We start from the raw sequence: 25,690 nt of genomic DNA on the forward strand, positions 1-25,690 counted from the left end.
GCAGTGCGGGAACAGTTGCCGATTGCTCTCCATGATCTTCCGAGACCTATTTCGTGATGTCATCGCTACGCTTTGGTCGCAGAAGCGCCGGACGTTTCTGACAATGTTTGGCATTGCCTGGGGCGTGGTCTCTATCGTGCTGATGGTGGCGGCTGGTGAGGGGCTGCGCGTGGGCCAGCAGAAAGTGGCTCAGAGCTTTGCGCGAGACTTGATGATCGTCTTTGCGGGGCGGACGAGCCTGCAAGCAGGCGGAACGCGCGCGGGGCGGCGCATCATCTTCGAAACGAGCGATATTCCGATTCTCCAGGCGGACTCTCCGTCGTGCCGCTACATCATGCCCGAACTCGGGCAGAGCGACCTCAAGGTTCATAGCAGCTACAACTCCGGAATGCCCATCGTGACTGGTTCTTATCCAGAGTTTGCCGAAGTGCGCAGCATCGGCATCGAGCAGGGCCGGTTTTACAACTGGGACGACGTGCGCCAGAAGCGCGCAGTCGCCATTCTCGGCAGCGATATCAAGAAGCAGTTATTCGGTTCGCGGAACCCGCTGGGCGAAACCATCTCGATCAACGACCAGCCGTTCACCGTGATCGGCGTGATGAAGAACAAGGACCAGGACTCGTCGTACGACGGATGGGACGTCAACAAAATATTCGTTCCGTTCACGGTGATGCAGCAGTATTTCCCCAATAAGCCTCCGGCTACGCCGCTGAGTGTTGACCGCCTCCTGGTGCAGCCGCGCTCGGTGCAGGACCACGAGGCCTGCAAGGGCGAGATTCGAGCGTCTTTGGGGCGCCTGCATAATTTCGATCCAACGGATAAAGAAGCGGCCGGGATATGGGACACGCTCGAGGAAGCCGAGGCGTTCACGAAGATGACGGATGGAATGAAGTATTTCCTGGGTGCGGTCGGCATTACGACGCTGTTCCTCGGCGGCATCGGTGTGATGAACGTGATGCTGGTTGCTGTGCGCGAGCGGACGCGGGAGATCGGGGTGCGCAAAGCCGTGGGCGCTCCGGCGACAAGCATCCTCCACCAGTTCTTCGCCGAGACGGTGATTATCGTCTTCCTCAGCGGCGGCGTGGGGCTTGCGATTGCATACGGAATTTGTTCGCTAGTTAATCTGTTGCCGATGCCGGAGTTCTTTGCCGGACTGCTGCCGACGTGGCAGTCGGGCGCGCTCGCTATTTTCCTTTTGGGAAGCGTGGCCATGTTCGCGGCTATGTACCCGGCACGCCGCGCAGCGTGCATCGATCCGATTGAGGCACTGCGTTACGAGGCAGGAGGGTAACGCGATGTGGGGAATGCTGAAAGAGATCTTCGCCGAAGCGTTCTTCGCGTTGCGCCGTAACCGCACGCGCAGTTCCCTCACCATGCTTGGCGTGGTCTGGGGAATTGTCTCGGTCACGCTGCTGATCGCCTATGGCGACGGGTTCCGCAGTGTGCTGGTTACGGCTTTCGAGGCGTTCGGCAAAAGTGCCGTCGTCTGCTGGCCGCAACAGACCAGCGAGCAACCCGGCGGACAGCGTGCGGGAAAGCAGGTTCACTTCGAAAAAGCAGACGTCGAATTCATCCGTGAGACCTCGCCGATGGTGAAGACCGTGTGCATGGAAACAGTGCGCACGTTGCCCGTGGCATATGGCGATCGCCTGGTAAACACGGCCGTGCGCGGTGTCTGCCCGGAGTACGGACAGTTGCGCAATGAAGTTCCGAGCGAGGGGCGCTGGCTCTCGGCGTCGGATGAACTCGAACGTCGTCGCGTGATCTTCCTGGGAAATCGCGTACGGGAGCAATTGTTCAGCGGTCGTCCGGCGGTGGGCGAGACCGTGCAGGTAGGCGGCGTGCGCTTCACGGTCGTTGGCACGATGGAGAAAAAGATCCAGTTGAGCAATTACTTCATGCCCGACGACCGCTCGGCGTGGATTCCCTACTCCACTGCCGGCGACATGTGGAATACGCGCTACGCGGCCACGCTGGTGATGGCTCCGGTGGCGCCACGATTCGAAAAAGAGGCCGAGGCGCAGTTGCTCGCAGCGGTTGCGGAGCGTCAGGGCTTTTCGCCAACCGACAAGAAAGCCATCCAGATGTTCGGGCGCGAACAGTTCCGGCCGGTAATCGACGGGCTGACAATCGGCCTCCAAGTTCTGCTGATGTTCATCGGAGCGCTGACACTCGGGATCGGCGGCGTGGGCGTGATGAACATCATGCTCGTATCGGTGGACGAGCGAATCCGGGAATTCGGGCTGCGTCGCGCGCTGGGGGCAAGGAAAATTCACGTGCGGCTGCAGATGCTCGCCGAAACGCTGGTACTCATGATGATCGGCGGCGTGCTGGGAATTCTGCTCTCGTATGTACTCGCGGCCGCGGTCGGCACCTTGCCACTGCTCGGCCCACTATTCAAAGACGAATCGGGGAAGGCAGACATCCATCTGCATATCTCCCTGGGAACGGTTCTGCTGTCGAGTTTCGTCCTGCTGGTCGTTGGCGTGCTCAGCGGATTGATGCCGGCGATGAAAGCGGCGAGGCTGGATCCGGTGGAAGCGCTGAGATACGAATAGTCAAAAACCGATTCACCACAGAGACACAGAGGACAGAGGACAGGAATTCAAAAACACTCTATGGCCTCAGTGTCTCTGTGGTGAGGCGCGTTTTCTATCTTTTCGGCCCAGGGACAAAATCTCTTCTCTGCCGTGGCCGATTCTTAATCCATATCGGTGAGCCGACGAATTTGAACGCGTTGCGGATCTGGTTTTGCAGGAAGCGCTCGTAGGAGAAGTGGAGTTTCACGTCCTTGTCGGTGAAGATTATGAAGGTGGGTGGGGCGACAGCGGCCTGCGTCATGTAGAAGATGCGGACGCGGTTCCGGGCCGGGACCGAGGCGCGCTCAAAATCAACGGTTTTGAGAAAGCGGTTCATTTCGCCGGTGGAGATGCGCTTGCGGCGCTCGCGCGCCACGAGTTCCACGGTCTCGAAGACGCGCTCGATGTTCTTGCCATTCATGGCGGAAACGAAGAGCACGGGAGCGTAGTCGAGGAATTTGAGGGCGTCGCGCACCTGCTGCTCGTAGAGGCGGCTGTCGGCGGGCGGCTTGCCATCGGTGCGCGCCGTGGTGACGAGGTCCCATTTGTTGATGACGATGATGACGGAGCGTCCGCTCTCGTGGGCGTAGCCGGCTATGTTGGCGTCGAGGGCGGTGACACCTTCCTTGGCGTCGATGACCATGAGGGCGACGTCGGATTCTTCCAGGTGGCGGCGGGCCATCACGACCGAGAGCTTTTCGGCCATCAGTTTCGTCTTACCCTTGCGGCGGATACCGGCGGTGTCGACGAAGCGGTACTTCTGGCCTTCGCGCTCGACCAGTTCGTCGACGGCATCGCGCGTTGTGCCGGGAATGGGCGAGACGATGGCGCGTTCGGATTTCGTGAGCGCATTCAGGAGAGTCGATTTCCCTACATTGGGCTTGCCAATGATGGCAATGCGGATCTCGGACGGCCCGGGCTTTTCGTCAGTGACCGGTTCTACGGTCGCGAGGATGTCATCCAGAGTGTCGTCTTCCGGAACCTCAAAGCGGCTTGGGCGCGACTTCCTTCTGTCTTCATCTTCTTCCGGAACCGTGGGCACGACTTCCATCACGGCTTCGAGCAGTTCGGCGACGCCGTCTCCGTGCTCGGCTGAGACCGGGTAGAGGTTCTTGATGCCGAGGCGGCGGAAGTTTTGCGCGTGGGCCTCGAGCTTCGGGGTATCGATTTTATTGACCGCGAGATACAGAGGCTTGCCGGTACGCAGCAGCAGGCGTGCGAGTTCCAGATCGGGCGCGGCGAGTTCGGTGCGGCCATCGACGACCATCACGATCGCGGCGGCTTCGTCGAACGCGACCCGCGCCTGGCGAAATATTTCCGAGGGGATCAGTTCGGCGTCGTCTGGAATGATGCCGCCGGTGTCGACGACGCGAAACTTACGGCCACGCCAATACGCCTCGCCATAGAGCCGATCGCGGGTGATCCCGGGTTCGTCCCCGACAATGGCGCGCCGCCGGCCGACGATGCGGTTGAAGAGCGTGGATTTGCCCACGTTGGGGCGGCCGACAATGGCGAGGAGGCCCTCGGAATCATGCGTCGTTTTTTTATGTGTCATATCTCGGCTTTCGCACGAAGCTCATGCTGGTCGAAAACACTCCCAATGGAAACCGCCGCGATGATCATCGAGCCTGAGATACCGCCCGTCCGTGATCTCGGTTACGGTCCCAACATCTCCGGGATGAATCCGCAGTCTGTCCAAGGATGCCCCGCTCCAGCCTAATGCGTGGGAATCGGGCGCGAAACGTACACGGTCGCCAATTTTGAATGGACACTCTGGCATTTTCGCAGCCTATCCAAAGTATTATAGAGACTCGGTGTCCTCTTCCTCCCAATCCGCACCCGTCGATGTCTCCCGGCTCTCGCTGCACCAGTTCTTCGGACCCGGTGGATTGCTTTCACGCACGCATCCGGCGTACGAGTTTCGGCGCGGGCAGTTGGCTATGGCGCAGGCTGTCGAGCAGGCGCTGAACGAGAAACGGCACCTCGTGGTCGAGGCGGGAACCGGTACGGGGAAGACCTTGGCGTACCTGCTGCCGGTGATCCGGTCGGGCAAGCGGGTTGTTATCTCTACTGGGACGAAGACGCTCCAGGAGCAACTCTTCTACAAAGACGTTCCCTTCTTGGAAGAGGCGCTCTTCGGACCATCCGCCGATGGTGCGCCACGGCTGCGCGTTTGCTACATGAAGGGGCGGAACAACTATCTTTGCCGGGCGAAGCTGTACGAGCTGACGGACCGGCCGATTCTCACAGGGCTGGAAGAGATCGACCAGTACCGAACAATTGCCGAGTGGGAGAAGGTCACGAAGACCGGCGATCGCGCCGAACTGGCGTCGATTCCCGAGGCGAGCCAGCTTTGGCCCAAGCTCGACGCTCGAGTGGAGCGGTGCATCTGGCAGAAATGCAAGGAGTTTGAACGCTGCTTTGTGACTGAAATGCGGCGGAAGGCGCTCGAAAGCGACATCATCATTGTCAATCACCATCTGTTCTTTGCCGATCTTGCGGTGAAGCGGGCGGCCGAGGTGCCCGATGCAGGAGTACTGCCGGAATTCGGCGCGGTGATCTTCGACGAGGCGCACGAACTCGAGGACGTAGCCAGCAGCTATTTCGGGATATCCGTCAGCAATCTGCGGGTTGACGACCTGATTCGCGATACCGAGATCACGATGCGCGAGAAGGCGATTGCGGCTGTGGATGTGGCACAGGCGTGTGTGCGACTACGCGAGCGCTCGCAGTTCTTCTTTTCGCTGCTGCCGCCGGGCGAGGGGCGGTTTGCGTTTGAGAATCGGCAGGAGTTCCTCGAAGAGAATGGCGACGAGTATTTGGCCATTCAGAACGCGATTACGGGATTGGCATCCGCACTGTCGCAGATCCCGAACAAACCGGACGAGGTTTTCAACCTGGTTCGCCGGTGCGAGGAGATCCGGACGCAGATCAGCTTCGTCCTGGAGTCGCACGACAAAAATACGGTCTTCTGGATCGAGCGGCGGGGCGAGTTCGGACGGCGCGGACAGCCGAACGTTTTTCTGCAGGCGACCCCAATCGATGTCTCGCAGATTCTGCGCGAAACCCTGTTCGACCAGATGGAGACGACTGTACTAACGTCGGCGACGCTCGCGGTCGGCGGGGGCTTCAGCTACATCCAGCAGCGGCTGGGGCTCGATACAGCGCGCGAACAGATCGTGCCGTCGCATTTCGATTACGAGTCGCAAGCGATCTTTTACGTACCACCCGATTTGCCTGATCCGCGCGAGAGCACGTTCTCGTCCTGCGCAGCCCGGCGTATTCGCCAGCTACTGGAAATCACGCGAGGGCGGGCGTTTTGTCTCTTTACGAGTTATGCGCAGATGCACCAGGTTTATGACCTGCTCCTGGGGGAACTTGAGTACCCGATGCTATTGCAGGGCGACGCGCCAAAGAACGCGCTGCTGGAGGAGTTCCGGACGACGCCGAACTCGGTGCTGTTCGCGACGTCTTCGTTCTGGCAAGGCGTGGACGTACAGGGAGATCAACTGAGCGCCGTCATTATTGACCGGCTACCTTTCGCGGTACCAAATGACCCCGTCGTCGCAGCGAGGATTCATGCCATCGACGAGAGCGGCGGGAACGCATTCTTCGAGTACCAGGTGCCTTCGGCAGTCATTACCTTGAAACAGGGCTTCGGGCGGCTGATCCGGTCGCTGCATGATCGCGGGCTCCTGGCGCTGCTCGACAACCGTATCCTCAAGAAGCAGTACGGGCGGGTTTTCCTGCAAAGCCTGCCGAACTACAAAAGGACTCTGGAACTGTCAAAGGTCGCAGAATTCTTCGGCTGCGAGTAAGCCGAAAGAACCGATTCACCACGGAGGCACCGAGGATTCTTGGCTGGAAACCCAAGATGGCAGGCTGTCGGGCACATTCCCGCTCACCAAGATTTGCTGTTCGCCCAGTTTTCTCTATGCCTCAGTGTCTCTGTGGTGAGCCGGTTTTCGATACAATAGCTACAGAGGCGTAATGTACGAAGTCACGGTAGAAGACGGTTTTGCGGCGGGGCATTACCTGCGAAATTACAAGGGCAAATGCGAAAATCCGCACGGGCACAACTACAAGGTTCGGGTAACCCTGGCCGGGCGCCAGCTCGATCATGCCGGGCTGCTGCTCGATTTCAAAGACCTGAAGTTGGTGATGAAGCACATGATCGACTATCTCGATCACCAGATGATCAATGACCTGACCCCGTTCACGGAACTGAATCCCTCGGCGGAAAACCTGGCCAAGTACTTCTATGACGAGACCAATGCGCGGCTGCGCGACGTGACCAACGGGCGCGTGTCGGTGAAGGCCGTGACGATCTTCGAGACCGATACTTCGATTGCGACGTATTACGAATAGAGGCTAGGTGCGGTAGGAGCGAAAACCGTTTTTCCTCGCGCCTCGCATCTCGCAGCTAGTACCTTCCATGCAGATCATCGAAATCTACAAATCGCTCCAGGGGGAATCGTCGTTTGCGGGGCTTCCGTGCGTCTTCGTGAGGACGGCGATCTGCAATTTGCGATGCAACTGGTGCGACAGTGAGTATACGTTCAAAGGCGGACGGCCGATGACGGTGGAAGAGGTAGAAGCCGAGGTGCGTCGACTGTCGCCGGATGGCGGCTTGATCGAGATCACCGGCGGCGAGCCGATGTTGCAGGAGCGTGAAGTGGTTCCGCTCATGGAGAAGCTGCTGGGGGACAATTACACGGTGTTGATCGAGACGAGCGGGGAGCGGCCGCTGAAGGATGTTCCGGCGCAGGTGCATAAGATTGTCGATGTGAAGTGTCCGGCTTCTGGCGAGGGCGGTTCGTTCCGAATGGAGAATCTGGAAACGCTGACGCGTGGCGATGAAGTTAAGTTCGTTCTGGCGGACCGCAACGACTATGAGTTCGCCCGCAATTTCGTTCGCGAGCACCTAATTGGTTGCAAAGTCGCCGGGATCATTTTCTCACCGGCATTCCGAAAAGACGCCGTCGGCGAGCGAACCGCCGAACACTGCCTGCTGGATCCGCAACAGCTTGCTGAATGGATCCTCGCTGATGGGCTTAACGTGCGGCTCGGATTCCAAATCCACAAGTTCATCTGGCAGCCGCAGGTTAAGGGCGTCTAAAACCGTGGCTGGATGGCTGCTTGTTGGTGGCTGGTGGAACGAGGTCGTGCCATCGGGCCAATGATCAGGCGATTCCCGATGCCCTCGACACCTGCCAAAGTCACGAGCAACCAGTCACCTTTTTTCCCCGGCCGCGGGAAACCAGCAACTAGCGACCGTTTTTCCGCGCCAAAAGCCCGTTTCCGTGCTGAAATAGGGGGTTGGCGACAACCCTGCTGGGCAGCTATTCTGCTGGCCGCCGCCATCGAACGAAGTAGATATGCCAAAATCCCAGAATCAGTTCCGGGCGATCCAGGCCGTCGTTGTGCTCAGCGGCGGGATGGACTCTACCGTCTGCGCGGCCCTCGCGGTTCGCGAGCACGGCGCCGAGGCGGTGGCCGCGCTGCACGTCGATTATGGGCAGCGTACGGAGGGGCGCGAACGAGAGGCGTTTGAGAGAATTTGCGAGCGGTTGGGAATCACGCGCCGGCTCGTCGTTCGGAACCAGGCACTCAGCCAGATCGGCGGCTCGGCGCTTACGGATGACCGGCTGGACGTTCCCGAAGCCGGGCCGGAAATCGGCCAAGAGGTCCCCATTACCTATGTTCCTTTTCGGAACGCGCATTTCCTGTCGGTGGCGGTCAGTTGGGCCGAGGTCCTGGGGGCGGAGAAGATCTATATTGGCGCAGTGGCGCAGGACAGTTCCGGGTATCCGGACTGCCGTCCGGAGTATTATCGGGCCTTCAATGACGTGATTCGCACCGGGACGAAGGACGGAAAAATTGAGATTTTGACTCCGCTAATCGAATTGCGAAAAGCGGAAATCGTGCAACTCGGCCTTGAATTGGCCGCACCGTTCGATTTAACGTGGTCGTGTTATAGCCGGGAAGACAGCGCCTGTGGCGTTTGTGAGAGCTGCGTGCTTCGCTTGCGTGCCTTTGAAGGCGCCGGGGCCGTCGATCCGATTTCCTATTTACCGCAAGCCGCGCGGAAATAAGGAACACGAGCACGAAAGCTGTGGCGGCGTTCATCTGAAACTCGCGCTGGAGGCGGGAATGAAGAAGCAAATCGTACTAATCACTGTCTGTATGCTGCTGGTCACTGGACTGGCGGTAAGCGCTGCCGCGCAAATGACAACCCAAATCAAGGGCTCCGCCAAGGATGAAACAGGCAAGCCCTACGTCGGCATCCAGGTGGTGCTGCAGAGCACGGACAGCGGTCGCAAGTACACGCTGAAGACCGACAAGCATGGCGAGTTCTTCTCGTTGGGAATTCAGCCGGGCACCTACAACATCCTGTTCCAGAAGGACGGCCAGACTTTCTACAACTGGAACAATTACAGGATCACGTTGTCGGGTGAGAACAACATCAACCTCGACATGGCGAAGGAGCGCGCTGCGCAGGAGAGAGCCACCGGAATGACGGAAGAGCAGCGGAAGCAGCAGGAAGCCGTCGCCAAGGAGAACCAGAAGATTAAAGGGCTGAACGATAAGCTGGCTGCCGCACGCGCTGCCGAACAGGCAAACAATTGGGACCAGGCAGTGCAGATCATGCAGGAAGCCGTGGCGATGGATCAGTCCAAGGGCATCTTATATGCCACCCTGGGCGATGCCCTGACGGGGGACAAGAAGTACCCCGAGGCGGTGCAGGCATACGAAAAGGCCGTCGCGCTGGAACCCACCCGCGGCGAGTATCACAATAATCTCGGCCAGGCATATCTGAAGAACAACGAGGTTGATAAGGCGATTGCCGAGTACACGAAGGCCGCCGAAGTTGACCCGACCAATGCTGCGACTTACTACTTCAACCTGGGCGCGGTTCTGACCAACAAGAACAAACCCGATGAGGCGAACGCCGCATTCGACAAGAGCATTGCTGCCGATCCTAACAAAGCGGACGCCTATTACTGGAAGGGCGTGAACATGGTGGCAAAGGCGACCCTGGACAAAGAGGGAAAGATGATTGCCCCCGAGGGAACATCCGAGGCGCTGAACAAATATCTCGAACTGAAACCCGACGGTCCGTACGCGCAGGGTGCGAAAGACCTGCTCGCAAGCATCGGAGCCAAGGTGGAAACCAGCTTTGGTAAGCCGAAGAAGACGAAAAAGTAGGCCGATCCCATTTTAATCACGCCCCATCCTGACGCGTCCAGGGTGGGGCTTTTGCTTTTCGGGCGTGTGGTGAATGGCTTCTCTGCCGCGTTACAATCCGGAAGAGGCCGCCCATGCAAGCCACCGCTACTGCTCCGCTGACATACGAAAATGCGGTTGAGGTTGTACTGCAGCAGGCCGCGAACTACCGTCCCGCCGGGAGTGAACGCGTCCCTCTGCTTGAGGCCAGCGGTCGCGTGGTGGCGACCGCGGTACGCGCGGACCGAGACCTGCCGCCCTTTCCGCGCTCCACGCGTGACGGATTTGCAGTTCGCGCCGCCGATTGTGCGCCGGGCGCGAAGCTGAAGGTCATCGGCGAAATCCGTGCCGGAGCTCCGCTTGACTCAGCGCCTAAGAATGTCGCGGTCGGGGAATGTGTCGAGATCATGACGGGAGCGTCGGTCCCGAAGGGCACGGACGCTGTCTTGATGTACGAGCATACGCGGCGCGAAGGAAATATCATCGTTGCGGATCGCACACTTGAGAAGGGAGAAAACATCGTGCCCTCGGGTGCCGAAGCCCACGCTGGGCAGGAGGTTCTTTCACAGGGCACACGGCTTAATCCCGCCGGAATCGCCGTATCGGCCTCGGTGGGGTGGGCTTCGCACGATGTGTATCGGCGACCGACGGTGGTCATTCTGCCTACGGGCGATGAACTGGTGGAGATCGCTGCTGCTCCAGGTCATCACCAGATTCGGAACTCGAACAGCTATTCACTTGCCTCACAAATTGCAGAGGCAGGCGGCGAGCCGATGCTTCTTCCGGTTGCGCCAGATGACAAGGCTCGTTTGCGCGAGTTGATTGGCGAGGGACTGCAGGGTGATTTGCTGTTGCTGACGGGCGGCGTCTCCGTGGGCAAGTACGACTATGTCGAGGAAATTCTCGCCGAGTACAAGGCCCAGTTCTACTTCACGGGAGTGGCGATTCAACCGGGCAAGCCGCTCGTCTTCGGCGATGCCCAGGCAAAAGGGCGCAGAGTTCCCTTCTTCGGACTTCCGGGAAATCCTGTATCTACCATGGTTACGTTCGAGTTATTCGTCCGGCCGGTCATCGATGCTTTGTCGGGGATGAAACCACGCGCTCCACGATTTCTGCAGGCCCGCCTTAAGACTGCGGTTCGCAGCAAGACGGGACTCACTCGATTTCTGCCGGGACGACTTTTAGGTGAAGGATTCGCGACGGAGGTTGAATTCGCGAAGTGGCATGGGTCTGGAGATGTGGTGTCCACCGCGGCTTCGAACTGCTACATCGTGGTGCCACCCGATCGGGAGGACTTTCCGGCTGGGCAGATGGTTAATGTTCTCATTCCCGGAGTTGGACTCTGATGCCGCGCAAACTGTCGCATTACGACAAACAAGGACGCGCCAGAATGGTCGACGTCAGTGCGAAGGCGACTACGAAGCGTACCGCGGAGGCTTCCGCCTTCGTGAAGATGTCGCAAAAACTCGTTCGCGCGCTGCCCGAAAATCCAAAGGGCGACCCGCTCGAGGTTGCGAGAATTGCCGGTATCCAGGCGGCGAAACGCACGTCCGAGTTGATCCCGATGTGTCACCCCCTGCCGCTGAGTCACGTTGATGTGCAGGTGAGCGTGTGCGAGAATGGCGTCGCGATTCGCTCCTCCGCCGCAACAACCGCCGTTACCGGAGTGGAAATGGAAGCCCTGGTGGCGGCCAGCGTGGCTGCGCTGACGGTGTACGACATGTGCAAGGCGCTCGACAAAGGTATCGAGATTCACGAGGTCGTGCTGGAGCGCAAGACCGGGGGCAGGAGCGGCGAATATCGCCGTAAGGTCTTAACACCGGGTGCTGCCCGGCTAAACAAGAAAGGAAAGAAATAGCTGGCCATGCCGGGTGTGCGGGTTCTCCTTATTGACGACAATCCGATGATCCTGGGCATGTTGAGCCAGGCTCTGGCGAAGTTCGCCACTTTGGAGACCACCACAGACTCCGCCGAAGGACTGCTCAAGGTTGTCGAATCACCGCCCGACCTGCTTATCACCGACTACCAGATGCCGGGCATGGATGGTCGCCAGTTGGTCGAAAAGATCAAGGATCGTGCCGCAACCGCAAAGCTGCCAATCATCCTGATGGCCACGAAGGCCGACCAGAACGAAAAGCTCAAGATAGTCGAAGACAAGGTCGAGGACTTTTTGGAAAAGCCGTTCTTCGTGAAGGAAGCGACGGCACGCATCAAGCGCATCATCGACAAGATCGCGCTGGAGAAGATGGCTCGCGAGGCGCCGGGCGGTGATACGCTGCGCGGTACTCTGCAGCAGATGAACGTCATTGATCTGCTGCAGTCGCTCGAACTGGGCCGCAAGACGTGCCGCCTTACCCTGACGAACGCGGACGATCGCTGCGAGATCTACTTTAACGAGGGCCAGATCAACCACGCAGTATATGGCACCCTCGTCGGCGATGAGGCCGTTTACAGAGTCCTCACTTGGCAGGATGGCAATTTCGACGTCGACTTCACCGAATCGACTTCTGAACAAACCATCACCCGCTCCACGCAAGGTCTCCTGATGGAAGGCCTGCGCCTTTTCGACGAGGCCAATCGCGACGCATCGGAAGATAACGTTCTCGATGCATAAGCTCGAACCACTCAGGATACTAAGGCGCACCAAGGGATTCTTCGTGTACCTTCGTGCAGTTCGTGGTTAGACTCTCCACATGAGCCGCCGAGCGGTCTTCTTATTGAATCCAGCTTCCGGTCATGGCCGCATTGCGCGGGAGGAAATCGTTGGCCACTCGGCGCAGATATGGAAAAACGCAGGCTGGGAGACCGAACTGATCCCAATCGCGGGGCCTGGTACCGCGACAGAGCAGACTTGCGAAATCGTGAACCGCGGATGTGAGGTTCTGTTCGCCTGTGGCGGGGATGGGACGGTTCACGAGATATTGCAGGCTCTAGTCGCAACCAAGGCTCTGACGGCGATGGGAATCATTCCACTCGGCACGGGTAATGTCGTCGCCAACAATCTCGGACTCCCGCACGCTTCCTCGCAGGCGGCGTCCATGCAACTAAAGTTTGTGCCGCGCAGAATCGCGGTCGGGCAGATCACCACGGATATTCCCAACGGAAGTAGTGTGAAACGATATTTTCTCGCGGCGGCCGGTCTCGGCCTGCACGCGAAGATGATCTACGAGGCGCATTCGAAGCTGAAGAGCCGCAGCGGCATGATGGCGTATTACAAGTCCGGGTTCCGGCTTATGTTCCTCGAACCGCGAACTGCGTTCGAAATCGATCTCACGTTGTCGGATGGAACACAGCGCACTATGGGCGCATATGAACTTCTTGCGATCAAGGTCGCGATGTTTTCCGGAATCGTCAAACGATGGCGTCCTGGGGCATCGCTGGCCGACCCGGTGCTGCGCATCCTGGTTGTGAAGACCCCAAATCGCGCACGCGTGCTGATGGGGACGCTGCGGTGCATTGCAGGAGGCTGTCCCGTCATTTCCGGCGTGGATATCGTTCCGGCGACACGCGCCGTGTGCCGGCCGGTTCCGACGAGCGTGACTTCCGCGATTCACTCGCAGGCAGACGGCGAATCGCTAGGCACGCTACCGGCGGAAATCAGCACCGTTCCAGACGCATTTGCGCTACTCATGCCGGCTCCGTAGACTGATTCGTCGCCCAGGGGCGTAGCGAAGCGTCCCTGGCACCGTACCATCGGAGGCGCGGAAAACTCTTGGAACCGGTCACACACTTTCTTTATGGCGCATGCCTGAGCCGGGCTGGGTTCCGCCGGAAGACTGCTCTTGCGACAGCAACGATGGTGCTTGCCGCCGAAGCGCCGGACATTGACATGCTCTGGTACTTCCGCAGCAGCGCCGCCGGTTTTGTACACCATCGCGGGTTCACGCACACTGTCTTTGGGATTCCCTTCGTCGCTGCCGCGGTCGTGCTGCTCGTGTACGTCGTACACACGGTTTACCGGCGGTGGCGTCCGCTTAAGCCGCTGCCGGAGTTCGCTACGCCGAGACTGGTTCCGCGGTGGGGGATTCTGTTCGGATTGGCGTGTATCGCAGGTTACAGCCACATCCTGCTGGATTTCACCAACAGCTACGGTGTGCGCCCGTTCTGGCCCTTCTGGAATCACTGGGTCGCGTGGGATATCGTTTCCATCATCGAACCGGTGTTGTACGTCTTCCTGATCGGCGGACTTCTCTTGCCCTCGCTCTTCGGGCTTGTGAACGCCGAGATAGGTGCGCGGAAACGTGGATTACGCGGACGCGGGGGAGCCATCACTGCCCTGGTGCTCGTCGCACTGGTTTGGGGGGTGCGCGACTACGAGCATCGCCGGGCGCTGGCCGCGATGAATTCCGTGCTCTACAAGGGCCAGGTTGCGACTCGGCTCGGCGCGTTCCCTTATGAAGGCACCCCATTCCGCTGGCTCGGAGTAGCACAGACCTCCGCAACGTACCAAGCCTTCATCGTCGATTCGTTGGAACCGGAAGTTAAGGTTGGCGACAAAGAAGAAACCTACTACAAACCGCAGGACACTGAAGTGATCGAGGCGGCGAAGGCGACGTATCTTGGCGGAGCCTTCATGGATTGGGCACGATTCCCTGTCATAGAGGTCGAAAGGCGCACCGATCCCGCAGGGTACATCGTCAGCTTCAGTGATGTCCGTTACGCGTATCCCGAGCGGCGTGGCATCCCACTCAGTTGCTACGTGCTCCTCGATCCAGAGTTAAGGCCGGTGAAAGAGGGTTTCTTCACGCGGAATTTCATCAAGAATCGCTTAGAACGAACGCCCGAACCGGATGAGCGGCAGCCATAATAGAATTTATCGGGTTACCCGATGTTCGATTCTTCGGTTGCGTCTTGACGTTCCCGCTTCCGCTTGCCACAATCATAGATTCGTGAGGTGAGCATGTTAGCTTACGTATTCGTCCTGCTTGCAATTGTCATCCGCTTCGCCATTCCGATGCATATTCTCGGATTGCCATTCCAATTCGTGCCGTTGGCCGCCTCGCTGCTGTTTTTCGGCGCCAAGATGCCGCGCAAGCAGTTCTGGATTCCACTGGTTCTGTTCGCCGCCTCCGATGTCATTCTGACGAAGTTCGTCTACCAGTATCCGTTCAAAGCCGATACGGCGGTCAGTTGGATCTGGTACGCCGCGGCACTGGCCCTCGGGATGATGCTGCGCAAGAATGACAAACTGGTGCGCGTTGCCGGAGCGTCGCTGATCGCCTCGATCTCGTTCTTCCTGATCAGCAACCTCGGCGTGTTCCTCGCCTGGAACATGTACCCGAAGACTTGGGCCGGCTTGGTGGAGTGCTATACGCTGGCGCTGCCGTTCTTCCGCAACACGCTGGTTTCCGACATGGTTTTCGCGCTGGCGTTCTTCAGCGTGCCAGTGGCGATCGAGTTACTGCACCGCAACGCCGCCCGCGAACGGGCGTAGACGACAACTGGTTTTTCACTGAAATCAGGCCGCCAATTTGGCGGCCTTGTGTTTCGCAAGTATGCCTGGCTCCCAGGTGTGCGCCCCTACGAAGCACCTTCTACTCAGTAGGAATCACTGAATGGGATTTCTTCTTGCGCAGCAGGTACCAGAGAATTCCAGCCACGAGTAACGCGACGAAAGTCCCCAGCACCAGCGATCCGTGTCGCGCCACCAAGGATTCCATGAGTTGAATTACCTGCGGCCCAAATTCGATGACGAGTACAGCCAAAATGGCGAAGCGCAACAGCCTGCCGGTGAAAACCGCCAGCATGAAGTGTGCCCAATTCATCTCCGCTACCCCGGCGGAGAAGACAAAGAGCTTGAAAGGAAATCCAGGGGGCATCATGGCCGGAATAATCAGCGCCAGTTCTCCGTACTTCTCGGAGAGACGGTGCACCCGATTGAACCGTTCCTGCCCAACCTTCTTCACGACGAAGGCCTCGCCGCCTTTATAGCCAATCACATAGGGAACAAGGCTTCCGACCGCCGAACCTACAGCCGCCAGTAAAACGTAGATCACCGCTCGCCGCGGATCTGCATGAACGAAGACGGCGACGATGGGGTCCATCGGGACACCGAAAAATGAGGCATCGATCGCCGCGATAAGGAAGACCCCGAAGGGCCCCAGCGGCAGCAGCAGGCCCTGGATATACGCCTGATATTTTGTGAAAAAGATTTTAAGCGCCTTCACGAATCGCGTGGTCTTGGGCGGTAGGATTTCGGCGCCTCTGGCAGGAATGCTGTGCCTTCAGGAACCGCTCAGCGTCAAGCACCAATCTTTGATTGTAATGGCTGTGCTCGATACTGTCGATGAAGCGACGTCTAAAAACGTGCATCTACTATCCTGCGGTTTTTCTCTTTGCGGTTTCACCGTGCGCAGCTTTACTCTTCAGATGATGGACTATCTTTGGACACCCTGGCGCTATGCCTATATCACTGGCGCCGACAAGATTGAGGGCTGTGTCTTCTGCGAGGCCTCAAAGCGCACCGACGAGCAGGCGGGCATCGTATTCCGGGGCAAGCACTGCTTCATCATTCTCAATGCCTTTCCCTACACCAGCGGGCACGTGATGGTCGTCCCGTATCATCATCTCGATGAGTTGCAGAAGCTCCCGGATGCCGCCGCACAGGAAATGATGTCGCTCTGCCAGAGAACGGAAGCAGTGCTGCGAGAGCTCTACCAACCGGAAGGTGTGAATCTCGGCATGAATATGGGCAAAGCAGCGGGCGCCGGAATCGCCGGACACATCCACATGCACGTTCTGCCTCGCTGGGTGGCGGACGCGAACTTTATGACCGTCGTCGGTGAAACGAGGGTCCTCCCCGAAGCCCTGGAACAGACATTCATCAGACTTAAACAGAAATTCTCGGAAATCGAGTAAAGACATCAATGCCGACTGGGAGCGGCACCGTCCTCGGCGGGCTTTCGTCCGAAGGCCTTCTGTACCAGGGTGTATCGCGCGGCACCGATGATGCCGGCGTCGTCGTTCACCACGATTTTGACCGGCATGTCCTCCAACAGCTTCTGCATGCGTCCCTTCGCGCAGAATGATTCGAGGAACACCGGTTGTTGCATCAGCGGCAGGATCTTGGGCGCGATGCTGCCGCCAATATAAAGCCCACCGAGCGACATGAACTTCAAAGCGCAGTTCCCGGCTTCGGCGCCGTAGAGGCTTACGAACAGGCTCATGGTTTGTTCGCAGATCGCAGCTTTGTGATCCAAAGCGTGCTGCGAAATCAGCGCTGGAACATCATGCGCGTGTTCGATTTCCTCCGTCAGCCACTTCGGTTCCTCGGCTCGCTGAGAATCGCGGAGAAACTCGTAGATATTGCGAATACCCGGTCCAGAGAGTAGCCGCTCCCAACTGACATGGCCGTAGCGCTTCAGCAAGTACTTCAGAAGTTCGATTTCGAGTTCACTGCGCGGGGCGAAATCGGCATGCCCGCCTTCACACGCAAATGGGTGCATGCGGAAGCCATCCCAGAATAGTCCCGCCTCACCCAGTCCGGTTTCGGCCGAGATTACGGCGGTGTTGCCGACGGCCTCGGGTGCACCTTCCTGCAAGGTGATGAAGTCCTTCGATTCGAGGGCGCCAATGCCATAGGCATAAGCTTCCAGGTCGTTCAGCAGCCCGACGGCTCTTAACCGCAACTGCTCAGCGACTTCGCCGCCGTCAATCGTCCAGTCGAGATTCGAAACCTTGACGCGGTTATGACGCACCGGGCCGGCGACCCCGAAGCAGGCGCGGTCGACGGGAATTCCCTCGCCCATAATGAATTTCTTCAGCGGCTCCTGCAGGCCCTTGTGTTCGGCGGCTTCGTAGATCTTCTCTACACAACAGTGCAGCTTGTTGCCCTCGAGTTCGAAGGCAGCCAAGCGAATATGCGTCCCTCCGATATCGCCTGCGAGAATCATTAGACGATCTTCCTCCACTGCCGTCCGTCGCGCGCCATGAGTTCGTCGGAATCCTTCGGCCCCCAACTACCCGCGGCGTAGTTGGGAAAGCTACGTGGGGGCAGCGCGGTCCAGACGTCGAGCACGGGATCGACGATGCTCCACCCGGCTTCCACCATGTCGGACCGCTGGAACAGCGTGCCGTCGCCGATCATGCAGTCGTACAGCAGCACCTCGTATCCGTTGTAGGGTACGGCGCCGAAGTAGTTGGAGTACTCAAAGCTCATCTCAACCGAGCCCAGTTTCAGCAGCGGGCCCGGAATTTTTGCTCCGAAACTAAGTGAGATGCCTTCCTCCGGTTGAATGTGCATGACCAGTTGGTTGGAGGTCAACGTATGCACAGGCGTCTTCCGGAAGAGCACAAAAGGGGCGCGTTTGAACTGAATTGTAATTTCCGTATGGCGCGCCGCCAGACGCTTGCCGGTACGAACATAAAACGGCACGCCAGCCCAGCGCCAGTTGTCGATGTTCAGCTTGAGTGCAACGAACGTCTCGGTGCGAGAGTCTGGATTGACACCACTTTCACTGCGGTAAGGGGAAACACGCTCACCCTCGACAATGCCCGCTCCGTACTGGCCGCGCACACTGTTGTGCAGCACATCTTCGGAACTCATGCGCTGGATGGCTGAGAGCACCTTCGCCTGCTCGTCGTGCACGGCATTGGCTTCAAACGATACTGGCGGCTCCATCGCGGTCAGGCTGATCAGTTGCATGATGTGGTTCGGAACCATGTCGCGCAGCGTGCCGGCAGCGTCGAAATATCCGCCGCGTGTCTCTACGCCGACCGTTTCCGCGTTCGTAATCTGCACGTGGTCGACGTAACGGCGGTTCCAGATTGGCTCGAAGATGCCGTTGCCGAAGCGGAAGACGAGAATGTTCTGAACCGTGTCTTTGCCGAGATAGTGGTCGATCCGGTATATCTGGTTCTCTTCCAAAACCGCGTGGATTTGCCGGTTCAGTGCCTTGGCAGAATCCAAATCGTTCCCGAACGGCTTCTCAATGATGACTCGCCGCCAGACGCCATTTTGCTGAGTTGCCAGGCCCGCTGTGCCCAACTGCTGCACGATGGTTCCAAAAAACTTGGGAGCGGTCGCGAGGTAGAAGAGATAATTGCCTCCGGTTCCGTGCTGCTTGTCGAGCTCCTGCAGTCGACCCGCGAGTTTGGAAAAGCTTGGCGGGTCTTCGAACTCGCCCTGCTCGTAATAGAGCCGCTGGCTGAACGACTTCCATGCGTCCGAAGACCGTTCCGACGGTTCGATGAATGCAGTGACCTGCTCGCACCATTGTTCCTGCGTAAGCTCGTCCTTGGACACCCCCATCACCGCGAACTCGCTCGAAAGGAGGTTCGCCTTTGCGAGGTGGTAGAGTGCGGGTACAAGCTTCCGCTTGGTCAAATCGCCAGCAGCGCCGAAAATCACCATGACGCAGGGCCCGGCGGTCCGACTGATCAGGTCAGCTTGCTCTTCGAGGTTTGTAGCCAACGGCGCCGAGATAGACACGCTAAGAAAGCCCCCAGAATCTGTTGGTCATGGCACCCCACCGCGACCAGAGGAACAAAAGTATACCTTGCCGGTCGCTCGAGCCGGGGAGCCTGAATATTGGATTGCGATTTTGGCGCCAGGGATCAGACGCGACCGTATCGTTGCTTCATCCCACAATTGCAAGGACGCGAGTTATCGGTCTGGATAGGACGGAGTCACCTGAATGCGACAGGTATTCATCCGCAGCATCTTCCGAAAGGCCCTTAGTGAAAAGCTTCCATGCAATTTCCCCCGGGATCGTAACCTCAGCACGAATTTCTCCGACGCTGTGCCGGGAAAGCTGCCAGTTGCCCGGACCTCGGGAAAGGAACCAATCGCCGCCGGCATCGCCGGTGACATGTACAGCCAAGGTTGACGCTGGGGTGGCGTCCACATTGCGATAGCAATAGGGTAGAGACCGCATGAACGTGTCCAGCACTGGGTGATACAACTCCCGTGCCATAATCCCATCTTGACCTGCGGCTTCACGGATCTGCTGCTGGTGATGCCATTTCTCGGTGTACTCGCGTGCGATGTCGAACCAGTTCTCCGACTGGCTTTCTCCCGCCCAACTGACCGGGAACGCGGCCGGGCCGTGCGGGTCGAGCGACTGGAAGTACTGGGCGACTTCGCGATTCGCCGCTGCGAGTAATTCAATCAAGACGGGCGGGCTGATCCTGCGAAAGGCTCGTACCCAATCCGCATTGAGACCAAGGAGAAAGCGAACAAAATCCTGCTCTGAACTGCCGCTGAAACTCTCTCCGAAATACTTGTCGCGCGCCATCGATAGCCGACGCAGGTTCCCATCGAGCAGGTGGGCCGCGACCTGGTGGACGGTCCAGTTTGGGGTGGCGCGGCGATTCCACTGCTCGGGCGTGAGTACCCGAAGCAGTTCAATCAGCTTAGTATCCAGGACGGGGAAAAGGTCGGCCACGTAGATCGGTTCCAAGCTGTTCCTCTCAAGTCTCGCTGGGCCCAATTCTAACCTCGATTTCCACAGCTTTTCACATTCACGAAAACACTTTTGTGCCTGTATAATCCGCCCGAATCCGACAGCCCAGTACCCACCCCGAAGCCGCACCCCATTCCGGCGACGGATTGGCTCAACAGCAGTTACCAACCGGAGGACACGATGCAAAGATACCGTGTTACGGGGATCCTACTGTTTATCTGCCTTTTCGCCTCATTTCAGCTTTTCGCGCAAACCCAAGCAACGACAGGCGTCATCCAGGGGAACGTTTCTGATCCATCCGGCGCCATTCTACCCGGCGCATCGGTTGAGGTCAGAAACACGGAAACCAACTTTACGCGCCAAGCCACAACCGATGACAGTGGCCGGTTTGTCTTCCTTGCCCTTCAACCCGGTCCTTACACCGTTACAGTCAGCGGAAAACAAGGTTTTGCAACCCTTGTTCAGGAAAACCTGAACCTTACGGTCGGCCAGGCTATCACTCTGAATCTCGCCATGAAGGTCTCGCAAGGTTCGGAAAGAGTTGTGGTCACCGATACGCCGCTGGTTGATGCAGTGAAAACGGAGTCCAGCTCGACCCTGGACCAGCAGGCGGTCGAAGACACGCCAACCCTTGGACGCAAGTTCGAAGACTTCCTTACCCTTACACCGGGCGTGAGTATTTCGCAGGGCCCGGACGGGGACGAGATCAATTTCAACGGCCAGCGCGGCATCTTCAACAACATCAGCCTTGATGGCGGCGACTACAACAACGGATTCTTCGGCGAGCAAATGGGCGGACAGCGCGCCGCCATTGACATCACGCTCGATGCCGTCGGCGAGTTCCAAGTCGTAGCCAGTGGCGCAAGCGCCGAGTTCGGACGCACTGCCGGAGGTGTGGTCAACGTTGTCACCAAGTCCGGAACCAACGACATGCACGGGTCTGCGTTCATGTTCGGGCGCACGGAGGGACTCAGTTCGAACACCTCGGATGGCAAACCCCTGAAAGACTTCCACCGCGAGCAGTTCGGCGGCACCATTGGCGGGCCCATCAAGAAAGACAAGATGTTCTTCTTTGGCGCCTTCGAGCAGATCTTCGAGAACCTCCAGCGGCCGAACCTTAGCGTGCAAGCCGGGGACACCGCATGTCCGAGCACAACGCCGGATTTGATTGGCGATAGCGGGCTTGCGGCGAATGTCGATTGCCAGCGGCTGGCATTGTTGAGCTACTACAAAACCGCATTGAACGATGATGAATCCAAGCCCGTTCCGCACACGATCAACAATTCGGCGACTCTTGCGAAGTGGGACTGGGTAGTCAACACTGCAAACAAACTCAGCGCGTCCTACAACTTTGACTACTCCAAGAACAAGAACCAGACTTTCGATGTTGGAACCTATGGACTTTCTGCGAATGGAACCGAAGGTCCCAGTAAGATCCAGGCCATCAACCTCAATCTCTTTACAACCATCTCGGCGGACAAACTGAACGAAGCGCACTTTACTTACGGACGAGAAAACCGTCCTCGGCAAGCGAACGACGTCTTTGGCGCCGATACCGGCATCGGTTTTGGTCCGTCGTTCCGCTTCGGAAACCCCTTCTTCCTGCAGCCGAACGTTGACGAGATATTCTGGCGCACACAGGCCAAAGACAACTTCTCCATTGTTAAAGGCCGACACAACATCAAGTTCGGAGGCGAGTGGATCCACAGCTTGAATTCGCAGGTTTTCCGCGGCTTCTTCCAAGGGCGGTACCTGTTCGATTCGGTTGTGGGATTCCTGCGCTACACCTCGCCAGAAGCTCTCAACGGCTTCGGACCGAGCACGGCCGAATGTGGCGATGGTAGTTGGGCAACTTACAACATGGGCCAGACCTGCGCGGGCGGTGTAATCAATGGACCGCTTTTGCTGTACTTGCAGGGTGCAGCCCTCAACGGCCCGGCCACCGACGCGACTGGTGCCTCAACGTTCAGTAATGAAGACCTGGCGCTGTTTGCACAGGACAAGTGGCAAGTGACGCGAAACTTCACCCTGAGCTATGGGCTGCGCTGGGAAGCACAGACATTCCCGGATCCAGTTACGCCACCGTCCCAAACTCCCTATGGTGTGTTCCTGAACAACCCGGCATTTCCATCCGACGGTAAACTTCCGAGCCAGTGGAAGGAATTCCAACCCCGCTTAGGTATGGCCTGGGATGTAGGCGGCAAGGGAAAATCCGTATGGCGCGCCAGCGCTGGGATCTACAACGGTCGTCAGAATATGCTCACGCAAACGAGCGCCCTCACCACCAATGGCGTGCAGCAGCAAACTCTAACCAGCGGTTCGTGGGCTCTTGCCTGCCCAGTCTGCTATCAGCCACCCACATACCCGAACGTGATCAGCAGCGGCATCGGCCCAGGACTCGCTCCCGGGGTTCACGTCTTCGATCGCAATTACAAAAACCCGCGAATCTACTCGTACAACACGCAATTCGAACAGGAAGTAGCGCGCGACGTTTCCGTGTATGTGGATTTCACCTGGTCGAAGGGCGAATATCTTACGACTTTCTACAACTGGGATCGTGCCGATCGGAACCTGTTCACTCCAACGCTTGGCGATCTCTTCGTTCACGGCAGTAACGCACATTCCGACTACAAAGGCGGAACCTTCGGCATTCGCAAGCGCATGAGCCACCGCTTCCAAATGGAGGCGAACTATGTTTACTCGCGCGACTACGATACCGACTCGAATGAACGTGACCCATTCAACGACTTCAGCGGTCCTCCGTTGACGGGTTGCGGCCTCGATAACCTTGATGCCTGCTTCCCGACTTATCTCGACTGGGCACCATCCAATCGTGACGCACGCCACAAGTTCAACATGTACCTGACCGGCAAGTTGCCATGGGCATTCGATGGCAACGTTCGCTTCCAGGCGCACTCGGCACAGCCGAATGCGCAGCCGCGCACGGACACTGCACCACGCAACTTCGGTCGCAAGGACAACGCTTATACGTCCCTGGATTGGCGACTCTCGCGCGACTTCCATCTGTCAGAACGCGTAAAGCTCACGCCGCAGGTCGAGATGTTCAACACCTTCAACAGCAAGAACAACGTTAATACGCTCTCGGCTCCGCCGCTGTTTGATTTCAACGGCTTCCTGCGGTTGGGTGTCGGCGATCCGAGAGAAACCCAGTTATCGGTAAAGCTCACGTTCTAACCTTCCTTTCCGTAGATTATGTCGGACCGTCGGCAACGGCGGTCCTCTTTTTGCGGACTATTGCGTGGTTGTCGAATTTCTTTGAATATGGCTACGTGCTTCCCAAAGTAGAACTTCATCTGCATCTCGACTGTTCCCTGAGTTATGAAGTCGTGCGGGCGCTCCGTCCTGAGATTTCCGAGGAGACTTACCGCGAACAATTCGTAGCTCCGCGCCGATGCACGAACCTTGCCGATTTCCTGAAGCACGCGCCGAAGGGATTCGAGTTGATGCAGACGGAAGAGGAGCTCCGTGCGGTCACGTCCGACGTAATTCGTCAGTTACGGGCAGACAATGTTATCTACGGCGAGGTGCGTTTCGCGCCCCTGCTCCACCTTGCAAAAGGGCTGACACCCGAAGCGGTCGTCGAAACGGTCGATGCAGCTACGACGGATGCCATGCGCGAGACCGGAACAGAGGTCCGCCTGGTTCTCTGCACCCTCCGCCATTTCAGCACCGAACAGGGATTGATCACCGCTGCACTGGTGAAGAAATTCAAGGGCACGAATGTTGTAGCCCTTGACCTCGCCGGCGATGAAGCGGGCTACCCGATTGAATCGCACGTTCCCGCGTACGAATACGCCCGAGCCAACAATCTTTGTCGCACCGCACACGCCGGAGAAGCCGCGGGCGCACAGAGTGTTTGGGATACACTGAGACTCCTGAACCCTAACCGTATTGGGCACGGTGTACGCAGCATCGAAGATGCGGCACTAGTCAGTTCGCTGCGCGAGCAGCAGATTCATCTCGAAGTCTGCCCTTCGAGCAATCTCCAGACCAATGTCTATCGCGAGATGGCAGAACACGCTCTCGACGCTCTCTATTGCGCCGGACTCTCCGTCAGCATCAGCACAGATGCGCGCACGATTACCGACATCACGCTCGAGCAGGAATACGAGAACATGCGACGCGCGTTCGGGTGGACGGACGAGAAATTCCTCAAGTGCAACCTGAACGCCGTCGAGGCTGCGTTCATCCCGGACGACTTGAAGAAGCAACTCTCGGCTCGGTTGCGCGGAGCGTACTCGTGAGCGTAAATGCACTGAGAGAGGGTGCCCCATCGCGGCGCCTTTTGCCGGGATGGGGCTTTCTCCGCCGATGTCAGTGCCCTGAACCCGGGCCTTGCGAATTTCCTGCCGGCGCCTCTGGCTTCGTGAACTTCGCGTCGTCGATCGGCACGTTGGCTTGTGCCTGATTCACCTGGATGGTAAAGCTGCCGTGCGGTCGACCTAGAGTCCAGCGATAAGGAATCTTCACGCCATCGAGATCGCGGTAATCCGCGAAATCGATCTGAACCGGGTTGCGACCGAGCGCCGTCTGTGTGTAGCGAGTCAAACGCACCAGCAGTCCGGACTGCTGGTCAAAGTTCAATCTCACGGGCGGGTCTCCCTGTCGGAGTCCCACGACGAGCAGGGTGTCCCGGTCGCCAATCTTTTCCGGCTTGATGACGCGCAGCTTTTCAAAGACCTGATCGAGGTTCGGCACCAGCGCGAATTTCGCCTCCAGCCGGTAACCGTTAGCATCGGCATCACTCATCTCGCGCGGGGGCCTATTCCCCATCCCAAGCCATCCGCCCCGCTGGTTGACGGCCGTGACGCTCTCGCCCATCGGCATGTGCGCGATCGAAGCACGCTCATCCGGCGCCTTCGTATAAATGTCGATTGTCATTTCTCGGCCGCCGAAGCCGCTCATCGTGCCCTTCTCGCTGAGGCTCGTCAGTTTCCCGATCGCGCCCTTCCCACCAACCGCGGCGATGTATTTATCGACGACTTCCTGCGCGGTTGGAAGATTCGCGCTTGACTCCTCGCCGCCACCGCCCATCGGTGGCTTCGCATTCGCCTCGGCAATGGCGGGAACTGAGTCTGGGTGCGTCGATCCGCGGTGACAGGTGTTGCACGTCACTTCCTGATGCCCCTCGAAGTTATTCGCATTGATAGCAATCTCCATCTGCATCATCTTGCGGGCAATTTGCTTGGGCTTCTTGTCGTCTTTCTGGAACTCATGCTCGACGTGGCAGAACGTGCACTCAACATTGAGCGACGCACTGATGAACTGCATGGTCGGGATCAGTTGACCGGCCGGGATCCCCTTCAGTACCTGGATGTTCTTGAATTGCTGTGCCGCTGTTTTCTGCGTTGTTGCACTCTGCGCCGACGCCTGAAAGCCTGCATACGAAGCGACTGCGCCTACCAGGACCACGAGCACAACACTCCCCACTCTCTTTATTGCCATCCTCACCCTCCGGAA

At 58.2% G+C, this 25,690-nt stretch carries 22 protein-coding genes; 16 read left to right on the plus strand and 6 right to left on the minus strand.

What is annotated here, in order from left to right; genetic code table 11:
• Positions 1-31 precede the first annotated feature (31 nt).
• Positions 32-1,291 carry an ABC transporter permease gene (locus ROO76_17335; GenBank protein MDT8069929.1) on the plus strand — a complete coding sequence of 420 codons (1,260 nt, stop codon included), beginning with the start codon at positions 32-34 and terminating at the stop codon, positions 1,289-1,291.
• A 13-nt stretch (positions 1,292-1,304) separates the two neighbouring features.
• A complete protein-coding gene (locus ROO76_17340; protein ID MDT8069930.1) occupies positions 1,305-2,558 on the plus strand; it encodes an ABC transporter permease in 1,254 nt (417 codons plus the stop codon).
• 94 nt (positions 2,559-2,652) lie between these two features.
• Here ROO76_17340 and der read toward each other — a convergent pair whose 3' ends face one another.
• Entirely contained in the window at positions 2,653-4,134 is a 1,482-nt protein-coding gene (der, locus tag ROO76_17345) for a ribosome biogenesis GTPase Der (GenBank protein MDT8069931.1), read from the minus strand.
• A 259-nt stretch (positions 4,135-4,393) separates the two neighbouring features.
• Here der and ROO76_17350 point away from each other — a divergent pair, with 259 nt between their 5' ends.
• The 11 genes from ROO76_17350 to ROO76_17400 all read left to right on the plus strand — a co-directional run bounded on the left by ROO76_17350 (position 4,394) and on the right by ROO76_17400 (position 15,240).
• Positions 4,394-6,397 (plus strand): helicase C-terminal domain-containing protein, encoded by a 2,004-nt coding sequence (locus ROO76_17350; GenBank protein MDT8069932.1) that lies wholly within the window; start codon positions 4,394-4,396, stop codon positions 6,395-6,397.
• A gap of 172 nt (positions 6,398-6,569) precedes the next feature.
• On the plus strand, positions 6,570-6,947 hold the full coding sequence (gene queD, locus ROO76_17355; protein MDT8069933.1) for a 6-carboxytetrahydropterin synthase QueD: 378 nt from the start codon (positions 6,570-6,572) through the stop codon (positions 6,945-6,947).
• 67 nt (positions 6,948-7,014) lie between these two features.
• On the plus strand, positions 7,015-7,698 hold the full coding sequence (locus tag ROO76_17360) for a radical SAM protein (protein MDT8069934.1): 684 nt from the start codon (positions 7,015-7,017) through the stop codon (positions 7,696-7,698).
• A 259-nt stretch (positions 7,699-7,957) separates the two neighbouring features.
• Positions 7,958-8,674: a 7-cyano-7-deazaguanine synthase QueC gene (gene queC, locus ROO76_17365; protein ID MDT8069935.1), complete on the plus strand. Its 717-nt coding sequence runs from the start codon at positions 7,958-7,960 to the stop codon at positions 8,672-8,674.
• Positions 8,675-8,732: 58 nt separating this feature from the next.
• The gene (locus tag ROO76_17370; GenBank protein ID MDT8069936.1) at positions 8,733-9,788 is read left to right on the plus strand and encodes a tetratricopeptide repeat protein; all 1,056 of its coding nucleotides are present in this window, start codon (positions 8,733-8,735) and stop codon (positions 9,786-9,788) included.
• Positions 9,789-9,901: 113 nt separating this feature from the next.
• Complete coding sequence (locus tag ROO76_17375) at positions 9,902-11,152, plus strand: molybdopterin molybdotransferase MoeA (protein ID MDT8069937.1); 1,251 nt, start codon at positions 9,902-9,904, stop codon at positions 11,150-11,152.
• Positions 11,152-11,664 (plus strand): cyclic pyranopterin monophosphate synthase MoaC, encoded by a 513-nt coding sequence (gene moaC / locus ROO76_17380; GenBank protein ID MDT8069938.1) that lies wholly within the window; start codon positions 11,152-11,154, stop codon positions 11,662-11,664. Before ROO76_17375 ends, moaC begins: the two co-directional genes overlap by 1 nt.
• A gap of 6 nt (positions 11,665-11,670) precedes the next feature.
• On the plus strand, positions 11,671-12,420 hold the full coding sequence (locus tag ROO76_17385; protein ID MDT8069939.1) for a DUF4388 domain-containing protein: 750 nt from the start codon (positions 11,671-11,673) through the stop codon (positions 12,418-12,420).
• Between the two features lie 79 nt (positions 12,421-12,499).
• Positions 12,500-13,450 (plus strand): diacylglycerol kinase family protein, encoded by a 951-nt coding sequence (locus tag ROO76_17390; GenBank protein MDT8069940.1) that lies wholly within the window; start codon positions 12,500-12,502, stop codon positions 13,448-13,450.
• Between the two features lie 68 nt (positions 13,451-13,518).
• Positions 13,519-14,613, plus strand: a complete 1,095-nt coding sequence (locus ROO76_17395; protein MDT8069941.1) for a metal-dependent hydrolase — start codon at positions 13,519-13,521, stop codon at positions 14,611-14,613.
• 93 nt (positions 14,614-14,706) lie between these two features.
• Entirely contained in the window at positions 14,707-15,240 is a 534-nt protein-coding gene (locus ROO76_17400) for a DUF6580 family putative transport protein (protein MDT8069942.1), read from the plus strand.
• 100 nt (positions 15,241-15,340) lie between these two features.
• Here the strand turns inward: ROO76_17400 and ROO76_17405 are convergent, their stop codons facing one another.
• Positions 15,341-15,973, minus strand: coding sequence for a VTT domain-containing protein (locus ROO76_17405; GenBank protein ID MDT8069943.1), 633 nt, complete (start codon positions 15,971-15,973; stop codon positions 15,341-15,343).
• Positions 15,974-16,175: 202 nt separating this feature from the next.
• Here ROO76_17405 and ROO76_17410 point away from each other — a divergent pair, with 202 nt between their 5' ends.
• Positions 16,176-16,664: an HIT domain-containing protein gene (locus tag ROO76_17410; protein ID MDT8069944.1), complete on the plus strand. Its 489-nt coding sequence runs from the start codon at positions 16,176-16,178 to the stop codon at positions 16,662-16,664.
• 5 nt (positions 16,665-16,669) lie between these two features.
• On the opposite strand, the gene glk is transcribed toward ROO76_17410, so the two are convergent.
• From glk to ROO76_17425, 3 genes are all read right to left on the minus strand, one after another.
• On the minus strand, positions 16,670-17,698 hold the full coding sequence (glk, locus tag ROO76_17415) for a glucokinase (protein ID MDT8069945.1): 1,029 nt from the start codon (positions 17,696-17,698) through the stop codon (positions 16,670-16,672).
• Positions 17,698-19,158 carry a glucose-6-phosphate dehydrogenase gene (zwf, locus tag ROO76_17420; GenBank protein ID MDT8069946.1) on the minus strand — a complete coding sequence of 487 codons (1,461 nt, stop codon included), beginning with the start codon at positions 19,156-19,158 and terminating at the stop codon, positions 17,698-17,700. Before zwf ends, glk begins: the two co-directional genes overlap by 1 nt.
• A gap of 226 nt (positions 19,159-19,384) precedes the next feature.
• Positions 19,385-20,206, minus strand: coding sequence for a maleylpyruvate isomerase family mycothiol-dependent enzyme (locus ROO76_17425; GenBank protein ID MDT8069947.1), 822 nt, complete (start codon positions 20,204-20,206; stop codon positions 19,385-19,387).
• A gap of 183 nt (positions 20,207-20,389) precedes the next feature.
• Between ROO76_17425 and ROO76_17430 the strand changes: the two genes are divergently transcribed.
• Together ROO76_17430 and add are read left to right on the plus strand one after the other, a co-directional pair.
• Complete coding sequence (locus ROO76_17430; GenBank protein MDT8069948.1) at positions 20,390-23,404, plus strand: carboxypeptidase regulatory-like domain-containing protein; 3,015 nt, start codon at positions 20,390-20,392, stop codon at positions 23,402-23,404.
• A gap of 68 nt (positions 23,405-23,472) precedes the next feature.
• A complete protein-coding gene (add, locus tag ROO76_17435) occupies positions 23,473-24,474 on the plus strand; it encodes an adenosine deaminase (protein ID MDT8069949.1) in 1,002 nt (333 codons plus the stop codon).
• Between the two features lie 70 nt (positions 24,475-24,544).
• On the opposite strand, the gene ROO76_17440 is transcribed toward add, so the two are convergent.
• Positions 24,545-25,675, minus strand: coding sequence for a c-type cytochrome (locus ROO76_17440; GenBank protein ID MDT8069950.1), 1,131 nt, complete (start codon positions 25,673-25,675; stop codon positions 24,545-24,547).
• Positions 25,676-25,690: the final 15 nt, after the last annotated feature.

Source organism: Terriglobia bacterium, assembly GCA_032252755.1.
Lineage (GTDB): Bacteria > Acidobacteriota > Terriglobia > Terriglobales > Acidobacteriaceae > JAVUPY01.

Excerpts from the sequence above, each read along its gene's own strand:
- ROO76_17335 (MDT8069929.1), top strand. The coding sequence starts at position 32 with ATGATCTTCCGAGACCTATTTCGTGATGTCATCGCTACGCTTTGGTCG.
- ROO76_17340 (MDT8069930.1), top strand. The coding sequence starts at position 1,305 with ATGCTGAAAGAGATCTTCGCCGAAGCGTTCTTCGCGTTGCGCCGTAAC.
- der (MDT8069931.1), bottom strand. The coding sequence starts at position 4,134 with ATGACACATAAAAAAACGACGCATGATTCCGAGGGCCTCCTCGCCATT.
- queD (MDT8069933.1), top strand. The coding sequence starts at position 6,570 with ATGTACGAAGTCACGGTAGAAGACGGTTTTGCGGCGGGGCATTACCTG.
- ROO76_17360 (MDT8069934.1), top strand. The coding sequence starts at position 7,015 with ATGCAGATCATCGAAATCTACAAATCGCTCCAGGGGGAATCGTCGTTT.
- queC (MDT8069935.1), top strand. The coding sequence starts at position 7,958 with ATGCCAAAATCCCAGAATCAGTTCCGGGCGATCCAGGCCGTCGTTGTG.
- ROO76_17370 (MDT8069936.1), top strand. The coding sequence starts at position 8,733 with ATGAAGAAGCAAATCGTACTAATCACTGTCTGTATGCTGCTGGTCACT.
- ROO76_17375 (MDT8069937.1), top strand. The coding sequence starts at position 9,902 with ATGCAAGCCACCGCTACTGCTCCGCTGACATACGAAAATGCGGTTGAG.
- moaC (MDT8069938.1), top strand. The coding sequence starts at position 11,152 with ATGCCGCGCAAACTGTCGCATTACGACAAACAAGGACGCGCCAGAATG.
- ROO76_17385 (MDT8069939.1), top strand. The coding sequence starts at position 11,671 with ATGCCGGGTGTGCGGGTTCTCCTTATTGACGACAATCCGATGATCCTG.
- ROO76_17390 (MDT8069940.1), top strand. The coding sequence starts at position 12,500 with ATGAGCCGCCGAGCGGTCTTCTTATTGAATCCAGCTTCCGGTCATGGC.
- ROO76_17400 (MDT8069942.1), top strand. The coding sequence starts at position 14,707 with ATGTTAGCTTACGTATTCGTCCTGCTTGCAATTGTCATCCGCTTCGCC.
- ROO76_17410 (MDT8069944.1), top strand. The coding sequence starts at position 16,176 with ATGATGGACTATCTTTGGACACCCTGGCGCTATGCCTATATCACTGGC.
- glk (MDT8069945.1), bottom strand. The coding sequence starts at position 17,698 with ATGATTCTCGCAGGCGATATCGGAGGGACGCATATTCGCTTGGCTGCC.
- zwf (MDT8069946.1), bottom strand. The coding sequence starts at position 19,158 with ATGGTGATTTTCGGCGCTGCTGGCGATTTGACCAAGCGGAAGCTTGTA.
- ROO76_17430 (MDT8069948.1), top strand. The coding sequence starts at position 20,390 with ATGCAAAGATACCGTGTTACGGGGATCCTACTGTTTATCTGCCTTTTC.
- ROO76_17440 (MDT8069950.1), bottom strand. The coding sequence starts at position 25,675 with ATGGCAATAAAGAGAGTGGGGAGTGTTGTGCTCGTGGTCCTGGTAGGC.